Here is a 23077-nt window from a genome sequence, read left to right as displayed (position 1 = left end):
AGCCGCGGGCGAGCGCCCGGAAGCGCAGCACGATCGCCGCCTCCCAGTGGGCTGCCCGCGCACGCTCGGCAGCGGCGGCGCGCAGGTCGTCGGCCGAGCGATGCTCCGTCTCACCGAAGAGCAGCGGTGGGCGAGCTGCCGCGCGGCGGGTGACTCGCGGCACGCCCCACACGAGGAAGGCGGCGACGATGATCACGACGACGACGATGGCGGCGACCAGCGCGAAGGTCGATCCCCAGCCGCCCGAGAGATCGGGGTTCAGCAGCGACGCGATGAAGTCGCCGATCGCCCGCGCGATGCGGTCGAACGGGGTGGGCTCGGCGATGTCGTAGGCCGGGTCGGACAGCTCCTCCTCGGCCCAGCGCCGCGCCTCGTCACCGTCGGGGGTGAGCGGTGGCACGGCGTCGGCGGCACGCGCGAACGCCTGCAGCAGGGAGGAGGTCACGCCCACGGCGAGTCGCGGTCCGTGCCGTCGGAGGCGGCGCCGGGCGCGGTCCAGGCCGTCGACGAGGCGGCATCCTCGGGCGCGACATCGGCCGGGGTGTCCGAGACCGGGGGCGCAGCCGGCGCTGCGGGAGCGGGGTTCGCCGCCGACGGGTACGGAGGCAGCCCGGACGGTGCCGGGTACGCCGGCTGCGCGGGAGCGGCGTGGGCCGGGTAGGTGGCTGGCGCACCGTATGCGGGCTGTGCAACGTACGCCGGCGGGACTCCGTACTGCGGTGGTGCGCTGTACGCCGGCGGCGTGCCGTAAGCGGGCGGCACACCGTAGCCGGGTTGCGCTCCATAGATGGGCTGCTGCCCGGCCACGGCGTACGCCGGCGGGTACGCCGGGTAACCCTGCGCCGGGTACGCGCCAGGCACGCCACGCGGCGCGATGGCGCGTCCGATGTGCTCCAGGTACGGATCGCTCAGGTCGGTCGCTCCGGCATCCCGTCGCTCCACATACGCCAGCAGGTCGAGGTCGAGCCCTTCGCGGCGCATGCGGCAGTCGATGTAGATGAGGGCCGTCGCGGTGGACTGCACGACGACGGCGACCGACTGCAGCAGGAGGGTGAGCACCTGCGTGAGCAGCGCCGCCGCGATGAAGCCGATGATGGCGGTCGGCTCGGGGGCGCCGGTCGGCGCGATGATCGTCGTGAGACCCATCGACAGGAAGCTCATCGGCAGGCTCACCACCTGCGCCACGGCCGCGAAGATGACGCTGACCACGATGATGACGCCGAGGGCCGGCCAGAAGCGGCCGCGCGTGAGCATCCACGAGCGCGACAGCGCCTGCAGGATCGTCGCGCGCTCGACGATGATCGCCGCCGGGACGAGCAGCAGCTTGATCATCAGCCACCACGTCAGCGGGATCGCGGCGAGGATGACCACGATCGTGAGGGCGATGGCCGCCGGGGGTGCCGCGATGGCGATGCCGACGATCGCCAGGACGACGACGGTGACGAGGGCCGCCACCGCGAGGATCACCAGCAGCGAGTAGCCGATCAGCCGCCAGGCGATCGGCATGACCTGCCGCCACAGCGCGCCCAGGGTGAGCTTCTCGGCGACGGCCGCGTGCGTCACCTCCACGACGACGATGCCCTGCACGATCACGCTCAGGGCGCCGGCGGCCAGGGACAGCACGATGCCCGCCACGGCGGTCAGGGCGATCGAGCCGGCCATGACCGTCTCGTACTCGTCGCTGCCGGGCTGCAGGGTGTTCAGGCGTGAGAACGTGGCCCACATGACGCCGAGCACGCCGGCGAGCACGACGACGTAGGCGAGCGTCTGCACCACCAGGGCGAAGCCGAGGAGCACGCGCGGGTTCTGGCGCAGCGCCGCGAAGGAGCGGCCCAGGATCGTGCCGAACGACAGCGGGTGCAGCGGGATGATCCCGGGGCGGGACGCCGGCGTCCAGGCCGGGTACGCGGTCACGGTTTCCCCTTTCCGTCAGCGCCGCTGCGTCGGTGACGGCGCGGGTCGGCTGGTCCCTATCGTTCCACATCGACCGGATGCCGCACCCGCCGCGCTCGGGAGGCTCCCGGCGCCCGCTCGGGCGAGGCTCGGCCGCTCCACAGGCCGTGTCGACTACTCTGTGTGAAGCGCATGGGGACGGCGCGTGCCGTCTGTGCCTGGAGAGAAGGAACGAACGCGCGCGATGACTTCACGCATCCTGGTGGTCGACGATGACACCGCCCTCGCCGAGATGATCGGCATCGTGCTGCGCACGGAGGGATTCGAGACGGTGTTCTGCGCCGACGGCGCCGAGGCCGTCGATGTCTGGCGCACCGAGCGCCCCGACCTCATCCTGCTCGACCTGATGCTGCCCGGCATGGACGGCATCGAGATCTGCACGCGCATCCGCGCCGAGTCCGGCATCCCGATCATCATGCTCACCGCCCGCACCGACACGGCCGACGTGGTGAAGGGACTCGAGTCGGGGGCCGACGACTACATCGTGAAGCCCTTCAACCCGAAGGAGCTGGTCGCCCGCATCCGCACGCGGCTGCGGCCGGCGAGCCAGCAGGCGAACGACTCGCTGCGCATCGGGGATCTGACCGTCGACGTCGCCGCGCACGAGGTGCGCCGCGGCGACGGCCCGATCGCGCTCACGCCTCTCGAGTTCGAGCTGCTGGTCGCGCTGGCGTCCAAGCCGCAGCAGGTGTTCTCGCGCGAGATGCTGCTCGAGCAGGTCTGGGGCTACCACTACAAGGCCGACACCCGCCTCGTGAACGTGCACGTGCAGCGGCTGCGCGCCAAGGTCGAGAAGGATCCCGACAACCCCAAGATCGTCACGACGGTGCGCGGCGTCGGATACCGCGCCGGCGCCGTCGTCTGAGGTCAGCCATGACGGCGCCGATCACGGGCATGGCCCCGACGCGGCCGCGCGTCGCGTGGTGGCGCCTGTGGCGTGCGTGGCCGGGCAACATCGCCGGGCTCTGGCGCCGGTCGCTGCGCTTCCGGACACTGCTCGTGACGATCGGCCTCACCGCGCTCGCCGTCGTCGTCGCGTGCGTCTGGATGGGACTCGCCATCCAGAACGACCTCTTCACCTCACGCAAGGATCAGGTCCTGATCGATGCGGAGCAGGCGCGCGCGGCGGCGCAGCGCACCCTCGACGCGGCCGTGCAGAGCGATGCGGTGCCGATGCAGAACGTCATGACCCTTGCGTCCACGACTCTGCGCGACCAGTCGTCGGCCGCGATGGTCGCCGCCTATCGGATCGGGCCGCCCGTGCCGAACGCCCCCCAGGACTTCAGCACGGCCGAGGCCGTGATGCCCGACCTGCTCACCACGTCCATGCGGGCGCTCGTGCGGACCAACCCCGATCAGCAGATCTGGCAGCCGGTCGCGCTGCCCGACGGCGCCGACACGAGCGTGCCCGGCATCATGGTGGGCCAGCAGCTCGCGATCGAGGGCGTCGCCTCGTACGAGCTCTACCTGGCGTACGACCTCGCCAACGCGCCGCAGACCCTGACGTTCGTGCAGCGCACGCTGTGGGTGGTCGGCATCGGGCTGGTGCTGCTCATCAGCGGCATCGCGTGGTTCGTGCTGCGATCGGTCACCGCCCCCATCAGCGAGGCGGCCGACACCAGTGCCATGCTGGCCGCCGGACGGCTCGACGTGAGACTGCAGGTGCACGGCGAGGACGAGCTGGCCACCCTCGGGCGCTCCTTCAACGCCATGGCCGACAGTATCGAGTCGCAGATCAAGGAGCTCGCCGAGCTCTCGCTCGTGCAGCAGCGCTTCGTCTCGGACGTCTCGCACGAGCTCCGCACGCCGATGACCACCATCCGCCTCGCGGCCGACATGATCAATGACCAGCGGGCAGACTTCGACCCGGCGACCGCGCGGGCGGCGGAACTGCTGAACGCCCAGGTGCAGCGGTTCGAGACGCTGCTGACGGATCTGCTCGAGATCAGCCGCTACGATGCGGGATCGGTGCAGCTGGAGCTCGAGCCGACGAGCCTCGCGCACCTCGCCGAAGACGTCATCGGCTCGATGCAGCAGCTGGCCGAGCAGCACGGCACCGACGTGCGCCTCGTGGCGCCTGGGGGATACTCCCCGGTCGAGATGGACCCGCGACGCGTGCGGCGCGTGGTGCGCAACCTGCTCGGCAATGCGATCGAGCACGGCGAGGGCCGCCCGATCGTGGTCACCGTCGACAGCGACCAACAGGCCGTCGCCATCGGGGTGCGGGACTTCGGAATGGGCATGAAGCCGGAAGACGTCGAGCACGTCTTCGATCGCTTCTGGCGCGCCGACCCCTCGCGCAAGCGCACCATCGGCGGCACGGGCCTCGGCCTGTCGATCGCACTGGGAGACGCGAAGCTGCACGGCGGTGAGCTGGCGCTGTGGTCGGAGCCCGGCCGGGGAACCAACTTCGTCCTCACGCTTCCGCGCCAAGGCGCGCCCCTGAACGGCGCGTCCCCCATCCCGGTCGATCCGGGCGACGACGCGGTCGCGCCCCTGGAGGATCTCGGACTCACCGCGCCGATCGACGTGCCCCCTGCATCCGGCGCCGGCGCGCCGGGCGGAGGTCGGGGTCACGGCGCCGCCACCTCACCGCAGGGAGGAATCGAATGACCCGGGCGCGCGGCTTCCTGGCCCTCCTGCTGGCGCTGTGCGCGGTGATCGTCACCGGGTGCGCGGGATTCCCGACCGGCGGCCCGCCCGAGTACGGGATCGAGAACGGCGGAACGGGGAACGGCTCGCAGAACGTGGCCTTCATCCCGAACCGACCTCAACCGGGTGCCACGCCGCAGCAGATCGTCGAGGGCTTCATCGACGCCGGCTCCGGGCCGGGTGTGACGGGCAACTGGGACGTCGCCCGGGAGTTCCTCGCACCCTCGATCGCGGACGACTGGGCGCCCGAGGCCGGCGTCATCGTCGATGAGCGCGCCGAGCGGGACTACGTCGAGACCGAGGAGGGCGTCGTCGATTTCGCGTCCGAAGTGGTCGCCAGTGTCGACGACAAGGGCGCGTACGAGCGCGCGGACCTCTCGCCGGGCAGTTGGCCTTTCCGCCTCGAGAAGCAGTCCGACGGCGAGTGGCGCATCACGGAGGCGCCCAACGGCGTCTGGCTCGACGAGGCGCAGTTCCCCACGGTGTTCCATCGCTATCCGCTGATGTACTTCGATACGTCGTGGCAGTATCTCGTGCCGGATGTCCGCTGGTTCCCTGTGGCCAAGGCGGCGGGAAGCATTGCCGACGCCCTCGTGAACAAGACCCCGAGCGAGTGGCTGATGGATTCGGTCTCCACAGCCTTCCCCGACGGTGTGACGGTGGTCCCCGCCGTTCCCGTCGACGCCGACGGAGTTGCTGACGTCGCTCTGTCGGAAGGCGTGCTCGGGGCGAATCGGCAAGCGCTCGACCGCATGCTCACGCAGCTGGAGGAGAGCATGAGGACGGCCGGCGTGACGGAGGTGGTGATGACCGTCGACTCCACCCCCGTCGACGCGGAACCCGTGGCTGTCCGCTCGACGCGTGTGCCGGCGGCGCCGCTGGTGCTCACCGAGGCTGGGTTCGGCTTCCTGACGGGCGACGAGGTCGACAAGATCCCTGGACTGTCGGCCGCGGTCGAGAGCGTGCCCGCGGTGAGCGTTCAGGTCGGCCCCGAGCGTGACCTCGCGGCGGCGAGACTCGACTCGGGGGTCGTGGTGCGGCTCAACTCCGGCGGCACGGAGCCCGAGACCCTCGACACGCGGAGCGGCTTGGTGGACCCGACGATCGACCCCTCCGGGACGGTCTGGAGCGTCCCGCGCGACGACCCCGGTTCGGTGCGCGCCTACCTGCCCGGCGGCGACGTGGTCGAGGTGGCCGATGCGTGGAGCGGGGCGACCGCGATCGCGGGCATGGCGCTCTCGCGCGACGGCACCCGCATCGCCGCCGTCGTGAGCGCCGGCGGGCGCACCGCGCTGTGGGTCGCGGGGGTGGTGCGCGACGAGGACGGCGTGCCCGTCCGGCTCGGCACGCCCGTACCGCAGCTGGCGGTGGTGGGCGGTGCGGTGGTCGGCGTGACGCGGATCGGCGTCACGTGGATCGACGAGGTGACCGTCGGGGTGCTCAGCAGCGGCGACGCGGAAGCCACCATCCTGGAGCAGGTCGTCGGAGGACCGACGTCCCTCTCGACGGGCGGCTTCGACATGGCGTCGATCGCGGGCGGCAGCGGCATCTCGAGCCTGCGGCTGCGCGCCGAGGACGGCACGCTCTACGTCAAGCGCGGCACCGCCTGGCAGCCGACCGCGACGGGGATCCTCGTCCTGGCGACTCAGCAGGGGGCACCGCAGTAAGTCTCCTCCACCGAGGGGCGTTCTCGCGGACTCTCCACCGGGTCTGCACCGCCGACCTCGTGAGGGGTCCCACGGCGGCCAGGCTGTTGGTGTGATGACGGAACTCGCGGTCGTGCTGCGCGCGGCGTGCGCCGATGCGCTCGCCCTCCTCCTGCCGGTCTGGTGCGCGGGGTGCGACGAGCCCGACGTCGCGCTCTGCGAGCGGTGCGCTCAGACGTTGAGGCCGGACCCTCGGTGCCAGGTTGTCGACGTATCCGGCGGCGGCGTCGAGGTGTGGAGCGGACTCGCGTTCGAGGGCGTCGCCGCACGGGTGCTGCGAACGATCAAGGAGGACGGGCGGACCGGACTCGCAGCCGCGCTCGCACCCGCGCTCGCGGCCGCCCTCGATCGCGCCGGCGCAGCCGGCTGCGTGCTCGTCCCGATGCCCACCTCGCGGTCGGCGTACCGGCGGCGCGGGTTCCGGGTGCCCGACCTCCTGCTCCGCCGTGCGGGTCGACCGCGGCGACGGCTCCTCCGCCTCGCGCGGCGGACGGACGACCAGCGCGGGCTTGATCGCGACGCACGTCGCCGCAACGTCACCGGCAGCCTCATCGCGCGGATCCCGCCGGCCGCGGTACCTGGAGCGCGGGCGCGGCGAGGCGGTTCGGGGGCCGCAGGCCCCGCCGCAGGCCTGAGAGTCGTGGTGGTCGACGACGTCGTGACGACCGGCGCAAGTCTGGCCGAGGCGGTCCGTGCGCTGCGGGTCGCAGGCGTCGAGGTCGTGGCGGCGGTCACCGTCGCGGCGACCCCGAGACGGCGTGGCACACCCGGATGAACGGGACTCGTCGCATTCGAAACTCACAGGTGACAGAGTCCGGACGCCGGGCTACCGTGGGGGTGACAAGGCGACTGATGGTCCGCCCTTGGCCGGGCGGACCGGAACAAGGAGGCAGGTATGGAAACCAGCATCGTCGGCGTGGGAGTGGGGATCACGGATCGCTTCCGCGGAGTCGTCGAGGAGAAGGCCGCCCGCATCGAGAACCTCGCTCCCCGCGCTCAACGCGTGGATGTCAAGGTCACGCATCGCGCCTATCACAACGGCCGCGTGGAGGACGAGACCGTCGAGCTCACGGTCAACGGCAAAGGACCTGTGATCAGGGCCGAAGCCACGGACGGAGACAAGTTCACCGCCCTGGACCTCGCCGTCGACAAGCTGTGCGAGCAGCTGCGTCGCGCGAAGGACAAGCGTGTCGACGCGCGCAACCACCCTCGGGGAGCCAAGTTCGAGAAGGGCAGCGGCGCGATCCAGGGGATCGATCTTCAGCCGGCGTCCGTCGAGGTGCTCCGCGCCGTCGCGACCGGGGAGATCCCGATCGTCACCGGCAACGAGGAGGAAGAGGGCTACACGCCCGTCGTCATCCGGACGAAGGAGTTCCACCCCGAATGGATGTCGGTGGAGGAGGCCGTCGACCGCATGGAGCTGGTCGGCCACGACTTCTTCCTGTTCATCGACGCCCGCACCGACCACCCGAGCGTCGTGTACCGCCGCAAGGGCTGGGATTACGGCGTCATCTCGCTGACCACGCAGGCGCAGCCGGAAGAGCTGGCGTCGTGACCTGGCACACGTCGCACTGACAGGCGGCAGCCTGACAGACAATGAAGGGTGCGGCCGTCTCGGCCGCACCCTTCGTCTGTCTCCGCACGCGCTCCCGGTCTCGGCACGCCGCGCGGCGGCATCCCCATCCGGAAGGACCTTCGTGATCATCCGCAACGTGCGCCCCTGGGGCGCCGACGCCGCCGACATCCACATCGAGAGCGACAGCATCGCCGAGATCGCACCCCACGACCGGACGCGGGCGCCGGGCGTGGACGACGTGGACGGGCGCGGGCGACTGGTCCTCCCGTCTTTCAGCGACGTGCACGTGCACCTGGACTCGTCCCGGATCGGGCTGCCGTTCCGTCCCCACACCGGCGCGCCCGGCGTGTGGGGGATGATGCTCAACGACCGGGACAACTGGCGCGACACCGATGTGCCGCACGCCGAGATCGTGGCGGGCACGCTCGAGAAGATGATCGCGAAGGGGACGACCCGCGTCCGCTCCTACGCGCAGGTCGATGTGGACTGCAAGCTCGAGAAGTTCGACTCCGTCCTCGCGGCGAAGGAGAAGTTCCGAAACCACGCCGACGTGCAGATCATGACGTTCCCGCAGGCAGGGATCCTCCGCGAGGCCGGCACGGTGGAGTACCTCGAGGAGTCGCTCAAGCAGGGCGCCGACGTCATGGGCGGCATCGACCCGAGCCAGCTCGATCGCGATCCGGCGCGGCACCTGGACATCGTGTTCGGGCTCGCGGAGAAGCATCAGGTCGAGGTCGACATCCACCTGCACGAGCCGGGCGCACTCGGCGTCTTCAGCACCGAGCTCATCCTCGAGCGCACGCGTGCGCTCGGCATGCAGGGAAAGGTGACGATCTCGCACGCCTACGACCTCGGCTCGGTGTCGGAGGCGGTCAGCCGCCGACTCATCGACGAGTTCGCCGAGCTGGATGTCGCGATGGCGACGGTCGCCCCATCGACGACGGGGCACCTGCGGCTCATCGATCTGGTCGAGGCGGGCGTCCGTGTCGGGTTGGGTGAGGACGGCCAGCGCGACTACTGGAGCCCGTACGGCAACTGCGACATGCTCGACCGCACGTGGCAGCTCGCGTTCGTCAACGGCTTCCGCCGCGACGACCACATCGAACTCGCGCTGGCGGTCGCCACGATGGGCGGTGCCTCCCTCATGAGCCATGAATCTCCGAGGGTCGCGGGCGTGGGGGATCGTCCCGGCGTCTCCGTCGGCGACCGTGCCGATCTCGTACTCGTGGACGGCGAGACACCGACGAGCGCGGTGATGGACCGGGGCGTCGATCGCACCGTCATCCACGACGGCCGCGTCGTCGCGGACGGGCTGCGCGTCGCCGGGACCTGACCGGTCGCCGGACCTCTTCGCGGATGCCGCCGTGCCGTCCTCGGCGCCGTCAGGGCCGGGCTGCAATCGGTGAGGTGAGAGGCCGTCAGTCGATGAAGCCGTCGAGGATGCTGCCGATCACCAGGCCGCCGAGGATGCCGCCCATGAGGTCGCTGCCGCCGCTGCGTCGACCGCCGCCCCAGCCGCCCTGCTGGCCGTAGCCCGGCCCGCCCCACTGCTCGGGCTGCGGGCGCGCGGCGTCGATGTCGCGCTGGGCGAGCTGCAGCGCCTCGCTCGCAAGGAAGGCGGCGCGGCGGGCCATGGCGAACGCCTGCTCGCGGTGGTCCTCGTCGATCGTGGTCACCGCGGCAGCCGACGCGCCGAGGTAGCGGTCGAGGTCGAGGCGCACGCGCTCGGCCTCGGCGAAGCGTGTGCGGGCGTCGGCGCCGATCCAGCCGCGGTGGCCGGCGATGACGTCGCGGGAGACGGCCAGCTGCCGATCGGCGTCGTCGATCGCGTGCCGGACGTGCTCGAGCGGCGGGATCGGACGGGCGGCGCGCTCCCGGGCGGCCGCGATCGCGGCATCCAGTCCGGCGTTCGCCTCGCGCAGGCGCGTGAGCTGCTCGAAGGGATCCGTGTTGACGCCGGCGGCCGGAAGCGCGGCCAGAGCGGCCTGCAGTTCCGCGATCGCGGCGCTGACGGCGGGGGACTGGGGTTCTTTGAGGGCGACCACGAGGTCGCCCCGGGAGTCCTCGACGATCGCGGCGAGCGTGGACTCGGCCCGCAGCGCCTCGACCTCGAAGGTCTCGACCGCGTCGATCAGCGTCTCAGCGCGCCGGACCGACTCGGTCGATGCCTCGAGCGCCATGTTCGCCTGCTCTCGCTGCCCAGCCTCGCGGCGGCGCTCGGCGACGCCGGCGCTGTGCTCGGCGAACCCGAGCAGCTGCTCCGCCTCGGCGGGGTTCGCCTCGATCTGCGAGAGCGCGTGCGCCGAGTAGCGCACGGCCAGCCGGTCGACGGTCGCGCGGGCGTCAGGGAGGCGCAGTCGGAGCCGAGCGGCATCCGCTCGCACCCGCGCGATGACCTCGGGAGCGCGACGCGCTCGCTCGATCGCCGCGGCGAGCGCCTGGGTGCGGTCGTCGAGCAGATCCTCGGCCCACTCGCACAGCTGCACGATGCGCGCATTGCGGGTGCGCAGCTCTTCAGGCGTGTCGGGGATCTCGTCGTGGTTCAGCTGGTGCAGGTGGAACGCTTCCTGCATGTGCGTTCGCACCGACTCCACGGCCTCGCGCAGTTCGGTGGTCGGACCGGCTCCGAGTTCGGCGTCGGCAAACGCGAGCTCGTCGGTGGTGAGCCGCAGGCGCTCGTCGGCTGCCACCAGCGCCTGCTGCGCGCGGCGCGCCAGATCGGCGTCCTGCGTGTTCAGCTCTTCCTGCTCGCGCTTGCGTCTGCCCCAGAATCCGGCCATGGATCGATCCTACGGGGGCCGCTGAGAGCGAGCTGAAGCGAGCGGGCGGCGGGGTGGAATGTTCGCGCACAGCGTGGCCGCGCGCCGGGTGAGTGCTCGCCCGGCGCGCCGTCACATGCAGCGGACCGGTGTCTCAGCCGTCGGTGCGCTTGTGCCGGGGCTTGCGCGCCGGCCGGTCGTCGTACGAGCCGCGCGCGCTCGAGTCGCCGTAACCGCGGCTGCTCGAACCACGGTCGTCGCGGCGGGGGCGGGAGGCGCCGTCCGTCCGGCGCTGCGGGCGGCCGCTGTCAGGGCGCAGCTCGATGAGCTGGCCCGAGATGCGGGTGTCGGCGAGCCGGTCGAGGGCCTCGCGGGAGAGGTTCGCGGGAAGCTCGACGAGCGAGAAGTCGGGCATGATCTTGATCGCGCCGAAGTCGTCGCGGCGGAGGCCCCCCTCGTTCGCGAGCGCGCCCACGATCTGACGGGGCTCGACGCGCTGGCGCTTGCCGACCGCGATGCGGTACGTCGCGAAGCCCTCGCGCGGGGCACGGCGCTCGCCGCGCTCGGGACGGTCGCCACGATCGGGGCGGTCGCCGCGGTCCGCACGCTCACGCGAGGGGGCGGGCTCGGCGTCGGGCTCGAGCAGCAATGGCGTGTCGCCCTGTGCGACCACGGCGAGGGCCGCGGCCACGTCGGCCTCGGGCACGTCGTGGTTGCGCACGTAGTGGGCGACGATGTCGCGGAACGCCTCGATGCGCTCGGCCTCGCCGAGGGCCGCGGTGATGCGGTCGTCGAAGCGCGAGAGGCGGGTCACATTCACTTCGTCGACGCTCGGCAGCGGGATCTCGGTGAGCTGCTGACGGGTGGCGCGCTCGATCATCTTGACCAGGCCGCGCTCGCGCGGCGTGACGAAGCTGATGGCGTCGCCGGTGCGGCCGGCGCGACCGGTGCGGCCGATGCGGTGGACGTAGGACTCGGCATCCGTCGGGATGTCGTAGTTGACGACGTGCGAGACGCGCTCGACGTCGAGGCCGCGGGCGGCGACGTCGGTCGCGACCAGGATGTCGAGCTTGCCCGACTTGAGCTGGTTGACCGTCTTCTCGCGCTGCGGCTGGGCGATATCGCCGTTGATGGCGGCGGCGGAGTAGCCGCGTGCGCGGAGCTTCTCGGCGATCTCCTCCGTGACGCTGCGGGTACGGCCGAAGACGATCATGCCGTCGAAGTTCTCGACCTCGAGGATGCGCGTGAGGGCGTCCATCTTCTGCTGCCAGGCCGTGATGAGGTAGCGCTGCGAGATGTTCGCCGAGGTCTGGGTCTTGGACTTGACCGTGATCTCTTCGGGGTCGCGAAGGTACTGGGCCGCGATGCGGCGGATCTGCGCCGGCATGGTCGCCGAGAAAAGGGCGACCTGCTTGGTGGCGGGAGTCTCGGCGAGGATGGTCTCGACATCCTCGGCGAAGCCCATCTTGAGCATCTCGTCGGCCTCGTCGAGAACCAGGTACTGCAGTGCAGAGAGGTCGAGAGTGCCCTTCTCGAGGTGGTCGATGATGCGGCCGGGCGTTCCGACGACGATGTGCACGCCGCGTCGGAGCGCGGACAGCTGCACGCCGTAGCCCTGGCCGCCGTAGACGGGGAGGACGTGCACGTCCTTCAGGTGGCCGGCGTACTTCTCGAACGCCTCGCACACCTGCAGCGCGAGCTCGCGCGTGGGGGCGAGCACCAGCGCCTGAGGGGTCTTCTGCGACAGGTCGAGCCGGTCGATGATCGGCAGCGCGAAGGCGGCGGTCTTGCCCGTTCCGGTCTGCGCCATGCCCACGACATCGCGCCCGCCGAGCAGCGTCGGGATGGTCGCCGCCTGGATCGCCGAAGGTGTCTCGTAGCCGATGCCCTTCAGCGCCTTGAGGACGGGCTGGCTGAGCCCGAGGTCGGAGAAGGTCATCGCTGCGGGCTCGGTCTGAGCCTCGACTTCGATCTGATCGGCGTTCGTGTGCACAGTTAAGCGTAGCGGGACCCGCCTGGGAGACGACAGGATGCTGAGACCATGCGCCGCTCGAGCATGCGGGGCCGCTTGCCTGCGGCCCGGCATCCGGTGCCTCCAGATCAGCGCGGGATGAGTCCGGTCACGTGATCGCGGTGCGGCGCGTGAGGTCGGGGCGCCGCGGTGGCACGAGCCAGTTGACGAGTGCGATCGCGAGCGGCAGGCCGAGGCAGAACAGGCCCAGTACCTGCCACGGGATGTCGCCGAGCAGCAGAGTGCCCTGCGACTGGATCGCGAAGCCGATGGGCGGAAGGATGCCTGCGATGGCGCCCGCCACCGTGCCGAAGCCCGCGATGATGAGGCCCTGCCAGAATCCGATGTTCCGGCGCAGCACCGGCGTCCCGCCGACGGCGGCGAGCGTCGCATCGTCGGGCCGCCGTTCGAAGCGGGCCAGCCCCAGGGCGACGGCGCTCGCCCCCAGCACGAGGACGGTCACGACGGACAGCAGGGGGACGATCCAGGCGGCGTCGCTCGGTGGCCCCGCCTCGACGGTGAGCGCGAGGGTGAAGTCCTCACCGCTCGCGAGTTCGACCTGAGCCTGGAGGCGATCGCGCTCCTGCGTCGACAGCGGCGCCTCGAGCGAGGCGATCACCCGTTCAGGGACGGCGACGATGCCGAGCCGATCTGCCGTCGCCGGAGCGATGGCGATGGTGGTCGGCTGGCGCGGTGCGTCGACGACGATCGCGTCGACCTGCTCCTTCCAGGCAGGGTCGGCGATCCGCTGACCCGACCATGCGATCCAGACGTTGCTCGGCATCCCACCCAAAAGGTCTCCGCCTGACCACGCCGCGATCGAGATCTCGCCGTCGGTGACGAAGCGGTCGTCCGCGACGATCGCCGCGCCGTCGCGGTAGGCGGCACGCTGGCCGGGCGTCAGCGTGATGCCGAGCGCAGTCCCCAGATCGTCGGGTTCCACCACCGACAGCGGGTTGTCGGGATCCTGGCCGTTCGAGGTGAAGCTGTCGTCCTGCTCCGGATCGAGCAGGTGCTGCGCGGGAAGCAGCGCGATCGCGAGGGTGAGCTCGTCCGGCACCTCCTCGGGCGAGCCGTAGCTCCAGTGACTCGGCTGCTGCCGCGCGACGACGGCGAGCTCGGTCGCGCCCGCACCCTCCGCGACGTCCACCGCAGCGGCACCACCGCTCCTCGCCGCGTCGAGGTCGACCACCCCCGTCGTGCTGCCGGCACCCGGCCAGATGTTGATCGAGAGACTCCCGGGTGGGGCGGTGTAGTACCAGGTACGCGCATTCTGGGCCGTCTGCATCGAGGACTGCCCGACCGCGAACACCCCGATGAACACCGTCGCGGCGATGGCTGCGAAGGCCGGCACCGTGCGGCCCGCGTTGGCCGCGGCATCCCGCGACGCGATCCTGGCCGCGAGCCCGACGCGGGACAGGAGGCGGGACGTCGTCCACAGGAGCCAGCGGCCCGACATGAGGATGCCCACCTGGGTGAGGATCGGACCCACGACGATGCCGAGCGCGGGGATGTATCGCAGCGGGGAGTCACCCGGGAGGTCGGAGACGTTCACCGCGGCGACCGCCACGGCGCACGCGATCGTCATGGCGACGCCGACGAGCAGCACGACGGATCCCCACACCGGCCGTGCCACTCCCGGCTTCTGCGGGCGCCGAGCGCCGCTCAGCGCGCGCAGGACGTCGGTCCTCGCGACCGTGCGAGCCGGGACCAGGGCTGCCGCGGTGCCCACCACGACGGCGAACACGAAGATCGCGGCGAGCCCCGGCCAGGGCACATGGAAGCCCCGATACTGCGTGGCGCTCCCGTCGGCGGTGAGCGCAACGACGAGTGCGGCTGTTCCGACGCCGAGGACGAGTCCGGTCAGGCCGCCGAGTGCACCGAGCGTCGTGCCCTGGAGGAGGACGATCCGCGACAGATCGCCGCGATTCGCTCCGACGCTTGCGGCGACAGCGAGCGACCGCTGCTGACGGCGTGCCGTTACCGCGAACGCGGCGCCGGCGAGCATGACCACGACGTAGGCGGCGAAGAGTCCGCCCGCCGAGATCACGAGCACGATCGGCCAGACGCTCGCCCACTGGTCGAGCACCGAGCCGCGCACCTCTTCGCGCAGCGCGGTCGGCGGATCGAGCACCACTGCGCGCGAGTAGGCGACGACGCCCTCTTCGTTGAGGGCCTGCACGCCTTCCCACGACAGGGCGAGCTCGGGCAGATACCACCGTCGCTCGCCGCCGATCAGGCCACGCAGTTCGGCGGTGCCCGGCAGGAACACCGCAGGGGCGGCATCGGGCAGGATCGCGGCATCCAGCGTTCCGACGATCTCGAAGGTGCCCGCGCCGTCGGCGAGCGTCAGATCCCCGCCGATACGGACGTCCAGTCGTTCGAGAGTCGCCGGAGTCACCATCGCTTCCGACGGGCTGGTCGGACGCTCGCCGTCGACGACGTCGAACGCGCCTGAGAAACGCGGATCCCAGGCATCGCCCGTCCACGCCGCGACGAGACCCACGCCGTCGCGCGTCTCGATGCGCGCGCTGGCGCTGGTGAGCAGAACCGTCTCGGTGCCGGCCGGCAGCGCGGCGATCGGGTCGTCGGCGATCGCGCCGTCGGGCAGCTCCCAGCTGCCGTCATCGCTCGCCGGGTAGCCGGTCCACTGCGGCTGCGTGGGCGCTTGCCAGAACCCCTCGCCCGCTACGCCGGCGGGGGTGATCCACGCCTGCATCTCACCCAGCTCGGCCCGAACCCTGTCTTCCGGCGTGCCGAGAGCACTCGCGGCGAAGATGCCGTAGGCGGTCATCGCCGCGATGGGAAGCGCCACGAGTGTCGCGATCAGCAGACTCGACAGCGTGGTGCGGCGCACCTGCCGCCCCGCGAGCCGGGTCGCCACGCGCCACCGCGACCATCCGCCTCCGCGCGGACGGGGGGCAGCGGCCTCCCGCTCCACACTCGCCTCGACCGCCGCCTCGAGAACCTCCGTCATCGTGACGCCGCCCGGCGGAAGCGGAGGAGATGTGAGGACGGGAGAAGGGTTCGGTGCAGATCCGTCCTCCGCTCGTCGCATCTCCTCCGCTCGTGACGCGATGCGCCGGCCGCGCGCCGAGTCACCGCACGTCCCCGGCGAGCAGGGACTCGGCGCCGGCGCGGCGCGACTCGTCGATGATCCGGCCGTCGCGCAGGAACACGATGCGGTCGGCGAAGGCGGCATGGCGGGCTTCGTGGGTGACCAGGATGCCGGCGGCTCCGGCATCCACCCGTGCACGAAGCATCTTCAGCACGAGCTCGCCGGTCACCGAGTCGAGCGCGCCGGTCGGCTCGTCCGCGAGGATCAGCCGGCGGCCGCCGACGACGGCCCGCGCGATGGCGACGCGCTGCTGCTGGCCGCCCGACAGGTCGTCGGGATACGAGTCCGCCTTCGCCTCGAGGCCGACCGATGCGAGTGCGTCGCGTCCGGCGCGACGAGCGACCCGGGCGCGGAACCCGTCGAGCTCCAGCGGAAGGGTGACGTTCTCCAGCGCCGTGAGCGTCGGGATCAGATTGAAGTCCTGGAACACGAAGCCGAGCGACCGTCGCCGCAGGCCCGCCAGCTGCTTCGGCGACTGCTCGCTGAGATAGGCGCCTTCCACGACCACTTCACCCGTCGTGGGGATCGCCAGCCCGCCGGAGATCGCCAGCAGCGTGGACTTTCCCGATCCCGACGGTCCCATCACCGCCACCAGTTCGCCACGGCACACCTCGAGGTCGACGCCCGAGAGCGCCGAGACGGCGGTGGCACCCGTTCCGTACTGCTGCGTCACGCCGATGAGCCGCAGCACCGTGTCGGTCATCGCGCCGTCTCGACGGGCTCCACCGGCGACTCCTTCGCGGGGCGGCCGCGCTTGGGCTTCTCGGTCGACAGCTGCAGGGCCATCGCATGATCGGGATGCAGCGCCAGACGCTGCTCGGAGTGATCGAGCCAGCGCACCTCGGCCTCCGCCGCGAAGATCATGGAGTCGACGACCAGCGACCAGGCGAGCTCCTCCGGGCCATCGGGGTTCGCGCCCGCGTACTTGGCCCGATTGAGCTCCTGCAGCTGGGCGAGCGACGCGCGGCGCTGCGTCTGGATGATGTCCGACACGTCGACGCCGGGGAGCGTCGCGGCGACGGCCAGCTTGATCGCCAGTTCGTCGCGAGTGCCCTGGCTGCGCTGGACCGGCGAGGTCAGCCAGGCGTGCGCCTCCGCGGCTCCGGCATCCGTGATCTGCCAGTAGACGTGGCCGTGCTCGTCGATGTCTCCCTTCTCGACGAGCCCGTCGCGTTCGAGGCGGTCGAGCGTGTTGTAGATCTGACCCACGTTGAGCGGCCAGGTGGACCCGGTGCGGCGGTCGAACTCGGCGCGCAGCTGGTAGCCGTAGCAGGGACCTTGATCGAGGATGGCGAGCAGACTCTGTCGGACGGACACGGGAACTCCTTCGGGTCGGAGGTGACGGATTCGCGTCAGAAGCGCAGCGCGTCGATGACGTTCGAGCGCACCGCGACGAGAGCGGGGATGAACCCGGCCAGCGCGCCGATCGCCACAGCGGCGACGAGACCGGTGACGGCCGCGCGCATCGGGAACGGCGGGACGTCCTGCATCCCCTGGAACATGTCGAGCACGAACGGAGCCTTGAGGACGGCGACGGCGATGGCGATGCCGAAGACGCCCGCGACGGCCGTCGCGACGACGGACTCGAGCATCACCGACGAGAAGATGCGGCTGCCGGTCGCGCCGAAGCTGCGGCGCACGCCGATCTCGCGGATGCGCTGGCGCATCGCCACGAGCTGGATGTTGACGAGGCCGAGACCGCCGAGCAGCAGCACGAGGCCCGCGATCCCGCCGGTGATCAGCTCGAACGTCTGCGCGTACTGGGCCTGATCGGGTCGCGACGCCCAGTCGGTGCGGCTCACCGTGACGTCGATACCGTTGTCCAGGCCCGCCCGCAGATCGGCAGCGAGCACGGGGCCGATCTCGGCGGCCATGTCTTCGGGAACCCAGGTCTCCCACATGATCGCCATGTCGGGGGGAACGATGCCGTTCTGCGCGGTGTAGTCCTCGTACAGCATCGTCAGGTGCTTGTCCTCGTCGCCGGTGTACTCCCGCGGCGTCACCCCGACGACGGTGTATGTTCCGGCGACATCGCCCTGGAGCTGCAGTGCGAACCCTGATGCGAGGTCGGGGCGACCGTACACGTCCCATAGCGCCTCGGTGATGACGACCGGGGGAGAGGCGAGCTCGACGTCGGCAGCGGTGAACCAGCGTCCCTCGAGGAGCGGCGTGCGGTGGATCACCGGGTACGCCGGGTCGACGAGCCGCGTCGGCACCTGCCGCACCTGCTCAGGAGTCTGAAGCGGCAGCATCACCGGATCGACGAGCCGCGTGAGGTGCGAGAACTCGTACCGCTCGGCCACCCGGTCGACGTGGGCGCCGAACGACTCCCAGTCCATCGGTGCGCCGTCGGAGCTGTTCGCGGTGAACTGCAGCGTCGCGGGGCGGCCTCCGAATCGGTCCGACTGCTCCGCCATCTGCTGCTGCTGATACTCGCTGAGGGCGACGACCGCGGTGATCGCCCCGACCGAGACGGCGATGCCGATGAGGCTCAGCAGCACGCGCAGCTTGTGGTGGCGGATCTCCGACCAGGCCTCGCCGAGGGCACCGACCAGGCCGCTCACGAGGGCGCTCCGATCGGGTCGGGCGCGGTGTCGGCCTCCGAGACGGCGTCGGGCATCGTCTCCGCATCGGCGGCCACATCATCGGGTTCACCCTCGACGGCAGCGGATTCCGTGGCGACCGGGCCGGCGGCATCCGTCCCCTCATCGACGTTCGCGGCGAGTCCCGAGGCGTCCGCCGCGGCCGCGTTCGCCGGCAGATCGAGCTGAAAGGAGGTGAGCACTCCGGCGTCCAGACGGTAGTGACGCCGGGCGCGGGCGGCGACGTTCAGGTCGTGGGTGATGGTGACCAGTGCCGCGTCGGCCTCGGAGGCGATCTCGTCGAGGAGCGCCATCACCGATGACCCCGTCTCGACGTCGAGCGCACCCGTGGGTTCGTCGGCCAGGATGAGCGCGGGGCGGCGCACGAGCGCCCGCGCGATGGCCACGCGCTGCTGCTCGCCGCCGGAGAGCTGCTCGGGGGTGGACTCGATGCGATGGCCGAGGCCGACGCGCTCGAGCATGCGGGTCGCCGCGGTGCGACGCGTCCAGAACTCGCGACCGCGCGCGTAGCCGAGCGGCATCATCACGTTCTCGAGGGCGGTCCGTCCGGCGAGCAGATTGAACTGCTGGAACACGAATCCGACGTTGCGCCCGCGGAGCCGGTCGAGCCGCGCCTTGCGCATGCGCCGCACCGGCTCGCCCCGGAAGGCGACGCTGCCCTCCGAAGGCGCATCGAGCATCCCCATGAGGTTGAGCAGCGTCGATTTGCCCGAGCCGCTGCGTCCGACGATGGCGACGTGATCGCCCGCCCCGATCTCGAGGTCGATGCCGCGCAGGATGTCGAGCCGGGTGTCGTCGGGGAGCAGCACGTGCTTCGCGACCCCTTCGAGCCGGACGAGGCTCACCAGTTCCACACCTGCGGCTCGCAGTACTCGCCGCCCATGCCGTCGTCGTAGCAGACCGGCTCGTCGTCGGCGGCGACGCCGGGGACGTACTGACGCACCTGCTCGCCCTCCTCGAGACCCGTCGTCACCTCGACGATCGTGCCGTCGCTGACCCCGAGCGCGACATCCCGCTCCTCGAGCTCGCCGGTGCCGGCGTCCACCCAGACGACGCCCGTGCCGGCGCCGCCCTTGACCGCGGTCGTGGGCACGACGAGCACCTCCGACACCGTGCCGAGGTCGATGTCGAGCTGGGCCTGCAGCCCCGCGAACACCGTCTGGTCGGCCGGCACCGCGCACGTGACCGTCGTCGTGCCGTCTTCGGCGACCTCGACCTTCAGCCCCGTGCACGTGAACGGCGCAGGGCCGCCCTGGATCGTCACCGAACCCTCGGCGGGCGCGCCCTGCAGGCGGTACAGCTGGACAGGTTCCACCGTGGCCTGCACGTGGTAGCGCGCGGGGGTCAGCTTCGCCAGCTCGCCGCCGATCGACGCAGGCTGCCCCTTCACCACGGCGAGCTCGCTGACGTCACCGGCCTCGGGGGCGACGACGTCGATGCTCTTGACCGGGTCGGCCTGCTTGATCGTGAAGAGCTTCTGCCCCGCCGCAACGGCCTGGCCCTCGCCGACATGCACGGCGGTGACGGTGCCGTCGACCTCGGAGCGGACCGCGTAGGCGGTGTCGCGTGCGATCGTGCCCGGCAGGCTCAGCGCATTGGCGACCTCGCCGCGCTCCACCGCCACCACGGGGTCGGCGATCTGCGCGGAAGGCTCGACAGCGGCTGCCGGCGCGGTGTCGGGAAAGAACGCGATCTTGACCAGCGCGGCCGCCGCCGCGCCGAGGATGACCACCATCAGGATCGGGAAGACCCACCGCCGCCAGACAACCATTCCGCACCTCTCCATCGGGGCATACCGAGTATGTAGTCACCGAGTATATGCATACCCGGAATGCAAGAAACGGATGCCGCGACCGGCGCGTCGCGGCGGTGGGTGCGCTTCCACACCCAGCGCACACCAAGGTCACGGGTGGATAACATAGGCAGGTATGCCTGGGGCCATGCGCCCGGGCGGCACCGGCGGCGTCGCAGCCGCACCCCAAAGCCTGAAGATGGAGATACTCCGTGGCCAACCCCCTCGAGAAACTGCTTCGCGCCGGTGAGGGTCGCATCCTCCGGCGGCTCCAGCAGGTCGTGAAGGCCGTCGGCGCCCTCGAAGAGGACTACGAGCACCTCACCGACGAAGAGCTCCGGGGCGAGACCGCAGAGCTGCGGGCGCGCTACCAGGCGGGCGAGACTCTCGACCAGCTCATGCCCGAGGCCTTCGCCGCGGTGCGCGAAGCGGCCAAGCGCACCCTCGGCCAGCGCGCATACGACGTGCAGATCATGGGCGGTGCAGCCCTTCACCTCGGCAACATCGCCGAGATGAAGACCGGCGAGGGCAAGACGCTCACCGGCGCCTTCCCCGTCTACCTCAACGCCATCGCCGGCGAGGGCGTCCACGTCGTCACGGTCAACGACTACCTGGCGTCGTACCAGTCCGAGCTGATGGGCCGCATCTATCGCGCGCTCGGCATGACTACCGGCACGATCGTCGCCGGGCAGACGCCCGAGGTGCGCCGCGAGCAGTACAACGCCGACATCACGTACGGCACGAACAACGAGTTCGGCTTCGACTACCTGCGCGACAACATGGCGTGGCGCAAGGAGGACCTCGTGCAGCGGGGTCACTTCTACGCGATCGTCGACGAGGTCGACTCGATCCTCATCGACGAGGCGCGCACGCCGCTGATCATCTCGGGGCCGTCGTCGGGGGAGGCGAACCGCTGGTTCGTCGAGTTCGCGAAGATCGCCAAGACGCTGGAGCCCGGTGTCGACTACGAGGTGGACGAGAAGAAGCGCACCATCGGCGTGCTCGAGCCCGGCATCGAGAAGGTCGAGGACTACCTCGGCATCGACAACCTGTACGAGTCGGCCAACACCCCACTGATCTCGTTCCTCAACAACTCCATCAAGGCGCTCGCGCTCTTCAAGCGCGACACCGACTACGTCGTGATGAACGACGAGGTCATGATCGTCGACGAGCACACCGGCCGCATCCTGGTCGGGCGCCGGTACAACGAGGGCATCCACCAGGCGATCGAGGCCAAGGAGTCCGTGCCGGTCAAGGCCGAGAACCAGACTCTCGCCACCGTGACCCTGCAGAACTACTTCCGTCTCTACGACAAGCTCGCGGGCATGACGGGTACCGCCGAGACCGAGGCGGCCGAGTTCATGTCGACCTACCAGCTCGGCGTCGTGCCGATCCCGACGAACAAGCCGATGATCCGCAAGGATCAGGCCGACCTCGTCTACAAGAACGAGACGGCGAAGTTCGCGCAGGTCGTCGAGGACATCGCTCGCCGCCACGAAACCGGCCAGCCGGTGCTCGTCGGCACCGTCAGCGTCGAGAAGAGCGAGTACTTGTCGCGACTGCTCGCGAAGAAGGGCATCAAGCACGAGGTCCTGAACGCCAAGAACCACGCCCGTGAGGCCGAGATCGTCGCCCGCGCCGGGCGCCTGGGCGCCGTGACCGTGGCGACCAACATGGCCGGCCGTGGCACCGACATCATGCTCGGCGGGAACGCCGAGTTCCTCGCGGTCCAGGAGCTCAAGGCCAAGGGGCTCGACCCGGAGGAGACGCCCGAGGAGTACGAGTCCGCGTGGGGCTCGGTCTACGAGGCGACTCGCGATCATGTCGCGTCGGAGGCCACCAAGGTGGTCGAAGCCGGGGGCCTGTACGTGCTCGGCACCGAGCGTCACGAGTCGCGCCGCATCGACAACCAGCTGCGCGGTCGCTCGGGCCGTCAGGGCGACCCCGGTGAGAGCCGCTTCTACCTGTCGCTCACCGATGACCTGATGCGGCTCTTCCAGTCGGGTGCGGCAGAGGCGATCATCGCCCGGACGAACTTCCCCGACGACGTCGCGATCGAGTCGGGCATGGTCACGCGCGCGATCAAGTCCGCGCAGAGCCAGGTCGAGGCTCGCAACGCCGAGATCCGCAAGAACGTCCTCAAGTACGACGACGTCCTCAACCGGCAGCGCGAGGCGATCTACTCCGACCGACGCCACATCCTGCAGGGCGACGACATCGCCGACCGCGTGCAGCACTTCATCGAAGACGCGATCAACACCGTGATCGACGACCACACCGGGTCGGGGCACAGCGAGAACTGGGACTTCGACGCCCTGTGGACCGAGCTGAAGACGCTCTACCCGGTGGGGGTCACGATCGACGAGGTCGTGGCGGAGGCCGCGGGTCGCAAGGGCGGCATCACGGCGGAGGGCCTCAAGCGCGAGATCCTCTCCGATGCCCGCATCGCGTACGAGACGCGTCAGACCACGCTCGGCGAGGCCGCGACGCGCGAGCTCGAGCGTCGCGTGGTGCTGCAGGTGCTGGACCGCCGCTGGCGCGATCACCTGTACGAGATGGACTACCTCAAGGACGGCATCGGCCTGCGCGCCATGGCCCAGCGCGACCCGCTCATCGAGTACCAGCGCGAGGGCTATCAGATGTTCCAGGCGATGATGGGGCAGATCAAGGAGGAGTCGGTCGGCTACCTCTACAACCTCGAGGTCGAGGTGCGCCGTCAGGGTGAAGCCGGTGCCGAGCAGGTCACGCAGGTCGAGGCCAAGGGGCTGGGTGCCCAGCCTGTCGAGGGCCAGCGCCTGCAGTACACCGCGGCCAACGACGCCGGCGAGGTCGAGGTGCGCAACGATCGCGGGCAGGTGCAGCAGGCGGCGACGCGACTGCGTCAGGCGGCTGCGGCCGCTGCCGCCG

General features: G+C 70.8%; 16 protein-coding genes and 1 pseudogene. 7 read left to right on the top strand and 10 right to left on the bottom strand.

From position 1 onward, the window contains the following. Positions 1 to 445 (bottom strand): annotated as a pseudogene (locus tag VIP82_RS01115) (DUF4129 domain-containing protein); the annotation flags it as partial. Then, positions 442 to 1914, bottom strand: a complete 1473-nt coding sequence (locus tag VIP82_RS01110) for a DUF7847 domain-containing protein (protein WP_331905460.1) — start codon at positions 1912 to 1914, stop codon at positions 442 to 444. The gene VIP82_RS01110 and the pseudogene VIP82_RS01115, both read right to left, overlap by 4 nt. Positions 1915 to 2137: 223 nt before the next feature. Between VIP82_RS01110 and mtrA the strand changes: the two genes are divergently transcribed. From mtrA to VIP82_RS01080, 6 genes are all read left to right on the top strand, one after another. After that, positions 2138 to 2818, top strand: a complete 681-nt coding sequence (gene mtrA / locus VIP82_RS01105; RefSeq protein WP_308868351.1) for an MtrAB system response regulator MtrA — start codon at positions 2138 to 2140, stop codon at positions 2816 to 2818. 8 nt (positions 2819 to 2826) lie between these two features. Continuing rightward, positions 2827 to 4566, top strand: a complete 1740-nt coding sequence (gene mtrB / locus VIP82_RS01100; RefSeq protein WP_331905459.1) for an MtrAB system histidine kinase MtrB — start codon at positions 2827 to 2829, stop codon at positions 4564 to 4566. After that, the gene (locus tag VIP82_RS01095) at positions 4563 to 6272 is read left to right on the top strand and encodes an LpqB family beta-propeller domain-containing protein (protein ID WP_331905458.1); all 1710 of its coding nucleotides are present in this window, start codon (positions 4563 to 4565) and stop codon (positions 6270 to 6272) included. The genes mtrB and VIP82_RS01095 overlap by 4 nt, the downstream gene beginning before the upstream one ends. A gap of 94 nt (positions 6273 to 6366) precedes the next feature. Beyond that, positions 6367 to 7086 (top strand): phosphoribosyltransferase family protein, encoded by a 720-nt coding sequence (locus VIP82_RS01090; RefSeq protein ID WP_331905457.1) that lies wholly within the window; start codon positions 6367 to 6369, stop codon positions 7084 to 7086. 120 nt (positions 7087 to 7206) lie between these two features. Beyond that, on the top strand, positions 7207 to 7866 hold the full coding sequence (gene hpf, locus VIP82_RS01085; protein WP_331905456.1) for a ribosome hibernation-promoting factor, HPF/YfiA family: 660 nt from the start codon (positions 7207 to 7209) through the stop codon (positions 7864 to 7866). Between the two features lie 142 nt (positions 7867 to 8008). Then, the gene (locus VIP82_RS01080; RefSeq protein WP_331905455.1) at positions 8009 to 9220 is read left to right on the top strand and encodes an amidohydrolase family protein; all 1212 of its coding nucleotides are present in this window, start codon (positions 8009 to 8011) and stop codon (positions 9218 to 9220) included. An 85-nt stretch (positions 9221 to 9305) separates the two neighbouring features. On the opposite strand, the gene VIP82_RS01075 is transcribed toward VIP82_RS01080, so the two are convergent. From VIP82_RS01075 to VIP82_RS01040, 8 genes are all read right to left on the bottom strand, one after another. After that, positions 9306 to 10667: a hypothetical protein gene (locus tag VIP82_RS01075; protein ID WP_331905454.1), complete on the bottom strand. Its 1362-nt coding sequence runs from the start codon at positions 10665 to 10667 to the stop codon at positions 9306 to 9308. 133 nt (positions 10668 to 10800) lie between these two features. Beyond that, on the bottom strand, positions 10801 to 12585 hold the full coding sequence (locus VIP82_RS01070; protein WP_331905461.1) for a DEAD/DEAH box helicase: 1785 nt from the start codon (positions 12583 to 12585) through the stop codon (positions 10801 to 10803). Positions 12586 to 12766: 181 nt separating this feature from the next. Next, positions 12767 to 15634 (bottom strand): FtsX-like permease family protein, encoded by a 2868-nt coding sequence (locus VIP82_RS01065; protein ID WP_331905453.1) that lies wholly within the window; start codon positions 15632 to 15634, stop codon positions 12767 to 12769. A 121-nt stretch (positions 15635 to 15755) separates the two neighbouring features. Further along, the gene (locus tag VIP82_RS01060; RefSeq protein WP_331905452.1) at positions 15756 to 16478 is read right to left on the bottom strand and encodes an ABC transporter ATP-binding protein; all 723 of its coding nucleotides are present in this window, start codon (positions 16476 to 16478) and stop codon (positions 15756 to 15758) included. Continuing rightward, positions 16475 to 17092, bottom strand: coding sequence for a PadR family transcriptional regulator (locus tag VIP82_RS01055; protein WP_331905451.1), 618 nt, complete (start codon positions 17090 to 17092; stop codon positions 16475 to 16477). The genes VIP82_RS01060 and VIP82_RS01055 overlap by 4 nt, the downstream gene beginning before the upstream one ends. Before the next feature lie 35 nt (positions 17093 to 17127). Beyond that, complete coding sequence (locus tag VIP82_RS01050) at positions 17128 to 18339, bottom strand: ABC transporter permease (RefSeq protein ID WP_331905450.1); 1212 nt, start codon at positions 18337 to 18339, stop codon at positions 17128 to 17130. Next, positions 18336 to 19223, bottom strand: a complete 888-nt coding sequence (locus VIP82_RS01045) for an ABC transporter ATP-binding protein (RefSeq protein ID WP_331905449.1) — start codon at positions 19221 to 19223, stop codon at positions 18336 to 18338. Before VIP82_RS01045 ends, VIP82_RS01050 begins: the two co-directional genes overlap by 4 nt. Continuing rightward, positions 19220 to 20149, bottom strand: coding sequence for an efflux RND transporter periplasmic adaptor subunit (locus VIP82_RS01040; protein ID WP_331905448.1), 930 nt, complete (start codon positions 20147 to 20149; stop codon positions 19220 to 19222). The genes VIP82_RS01045 and VIP82_RS01040 overlap by 4 nt, the downstream gene beginning before the upstream one ends. Positions 20150 to 20382: 233 nt before the next feature. On the opposite strand from VIP82_RS01040, the gene secA reads away from it, so the two are divergent. Continuing rightward, on the top strand, positions 20383 to 23077 hold a 2695-nt coding region (gene secA / locus VIP82_RS01035; RefSeq protein ID WP_331905447.1), incomplete at its 3' end, for a preprotein translocase subunit SecA.

The sequence above is a fragment of the Microbacterium sp. genome, assembly GCF_036566905.1.
Lineage (GTDB): Bacteria > Actinomycetota > Actinomycetes > Actinomycetales > Microbacteriaceae > Microbacterium.
Note: the sequence above shows the minus strand (reverse complement) of the source record. Positions and strands in the feature narration are given on the sequence as shown.

Bases quoted from the DNA above. Each gene is read 5' to 3' on its own strand.
- mtrA (WP_308868351.1), top strand. From the start codon at position 2,138: ATGACTTCACGCATCCTGGTGGTCGACGATGACACCGCCCTCGCCGAG.
- mtrB (WP_331905459.1), top strand. From the start codon at position 2,827: ATGACGGCGCCGATCACGGGCATGGCCCCGACGCGGCCGCGCGTCGCG.
- VIP82_RS01095 (WP_331905458.1), top strand. From the start codon at position 4,563: ATGACCCGGGCGCGCGGCTTCCTGGCCCTCCTGCTGGCGCTGTGCGCG.
- VIP82_RS01090 (WP_331905457.1), top strand. From the start codon at position 6,367: ATGACGGAACTCGCGGTCGTGCTGCGCGCGGCGTGCGCCGATGCGCTC.
- hpf (WP_331905456.1), top strand. From the start codon at position 7,207: ATGGAAACCAGCATCGTCGGCGTGGGAGTGGGGATCACGGATCGCTTC.
- VIP82_RS01075 (WP_331905454.1), bottom strand. From the start codon at position 10,667: ATGGCCGGATTCTGGGGCAGACGCAAGCGCGAGCAGGAAGAGCTGAAC.
- VIP82_RS01070 (WP_331905461.1), bottom strand. From the start codon at position 12,585: ATGACCTTCTCCGACCTCGGGCTCAGCCAGCCCGTCCTCAAGGCGCTG.
- VIP82_RS01065 (WP_331905453.1), bottom strand. From the start codon at position 15,634: ATGACGGAGGTTCTCGAGGCGGCGGTCGAGGCGAGTGTGGAGCGGGAG.
- VIP82_RS01060 (WP_331905452.1), bottom strand. From the start codon at position 16,478: ATGACCGACACGGTGCTGCGGCTCATCGGCGTGACGCAGCAGTACGGA.
- VIP82_RS01040 (WP_331905448.1), bottom strand. From the start codon at position 20,149: ATGGTTGTCTGGCGGCGGTGGGTCTTCCCGATCCTGATGGTGGTCATC.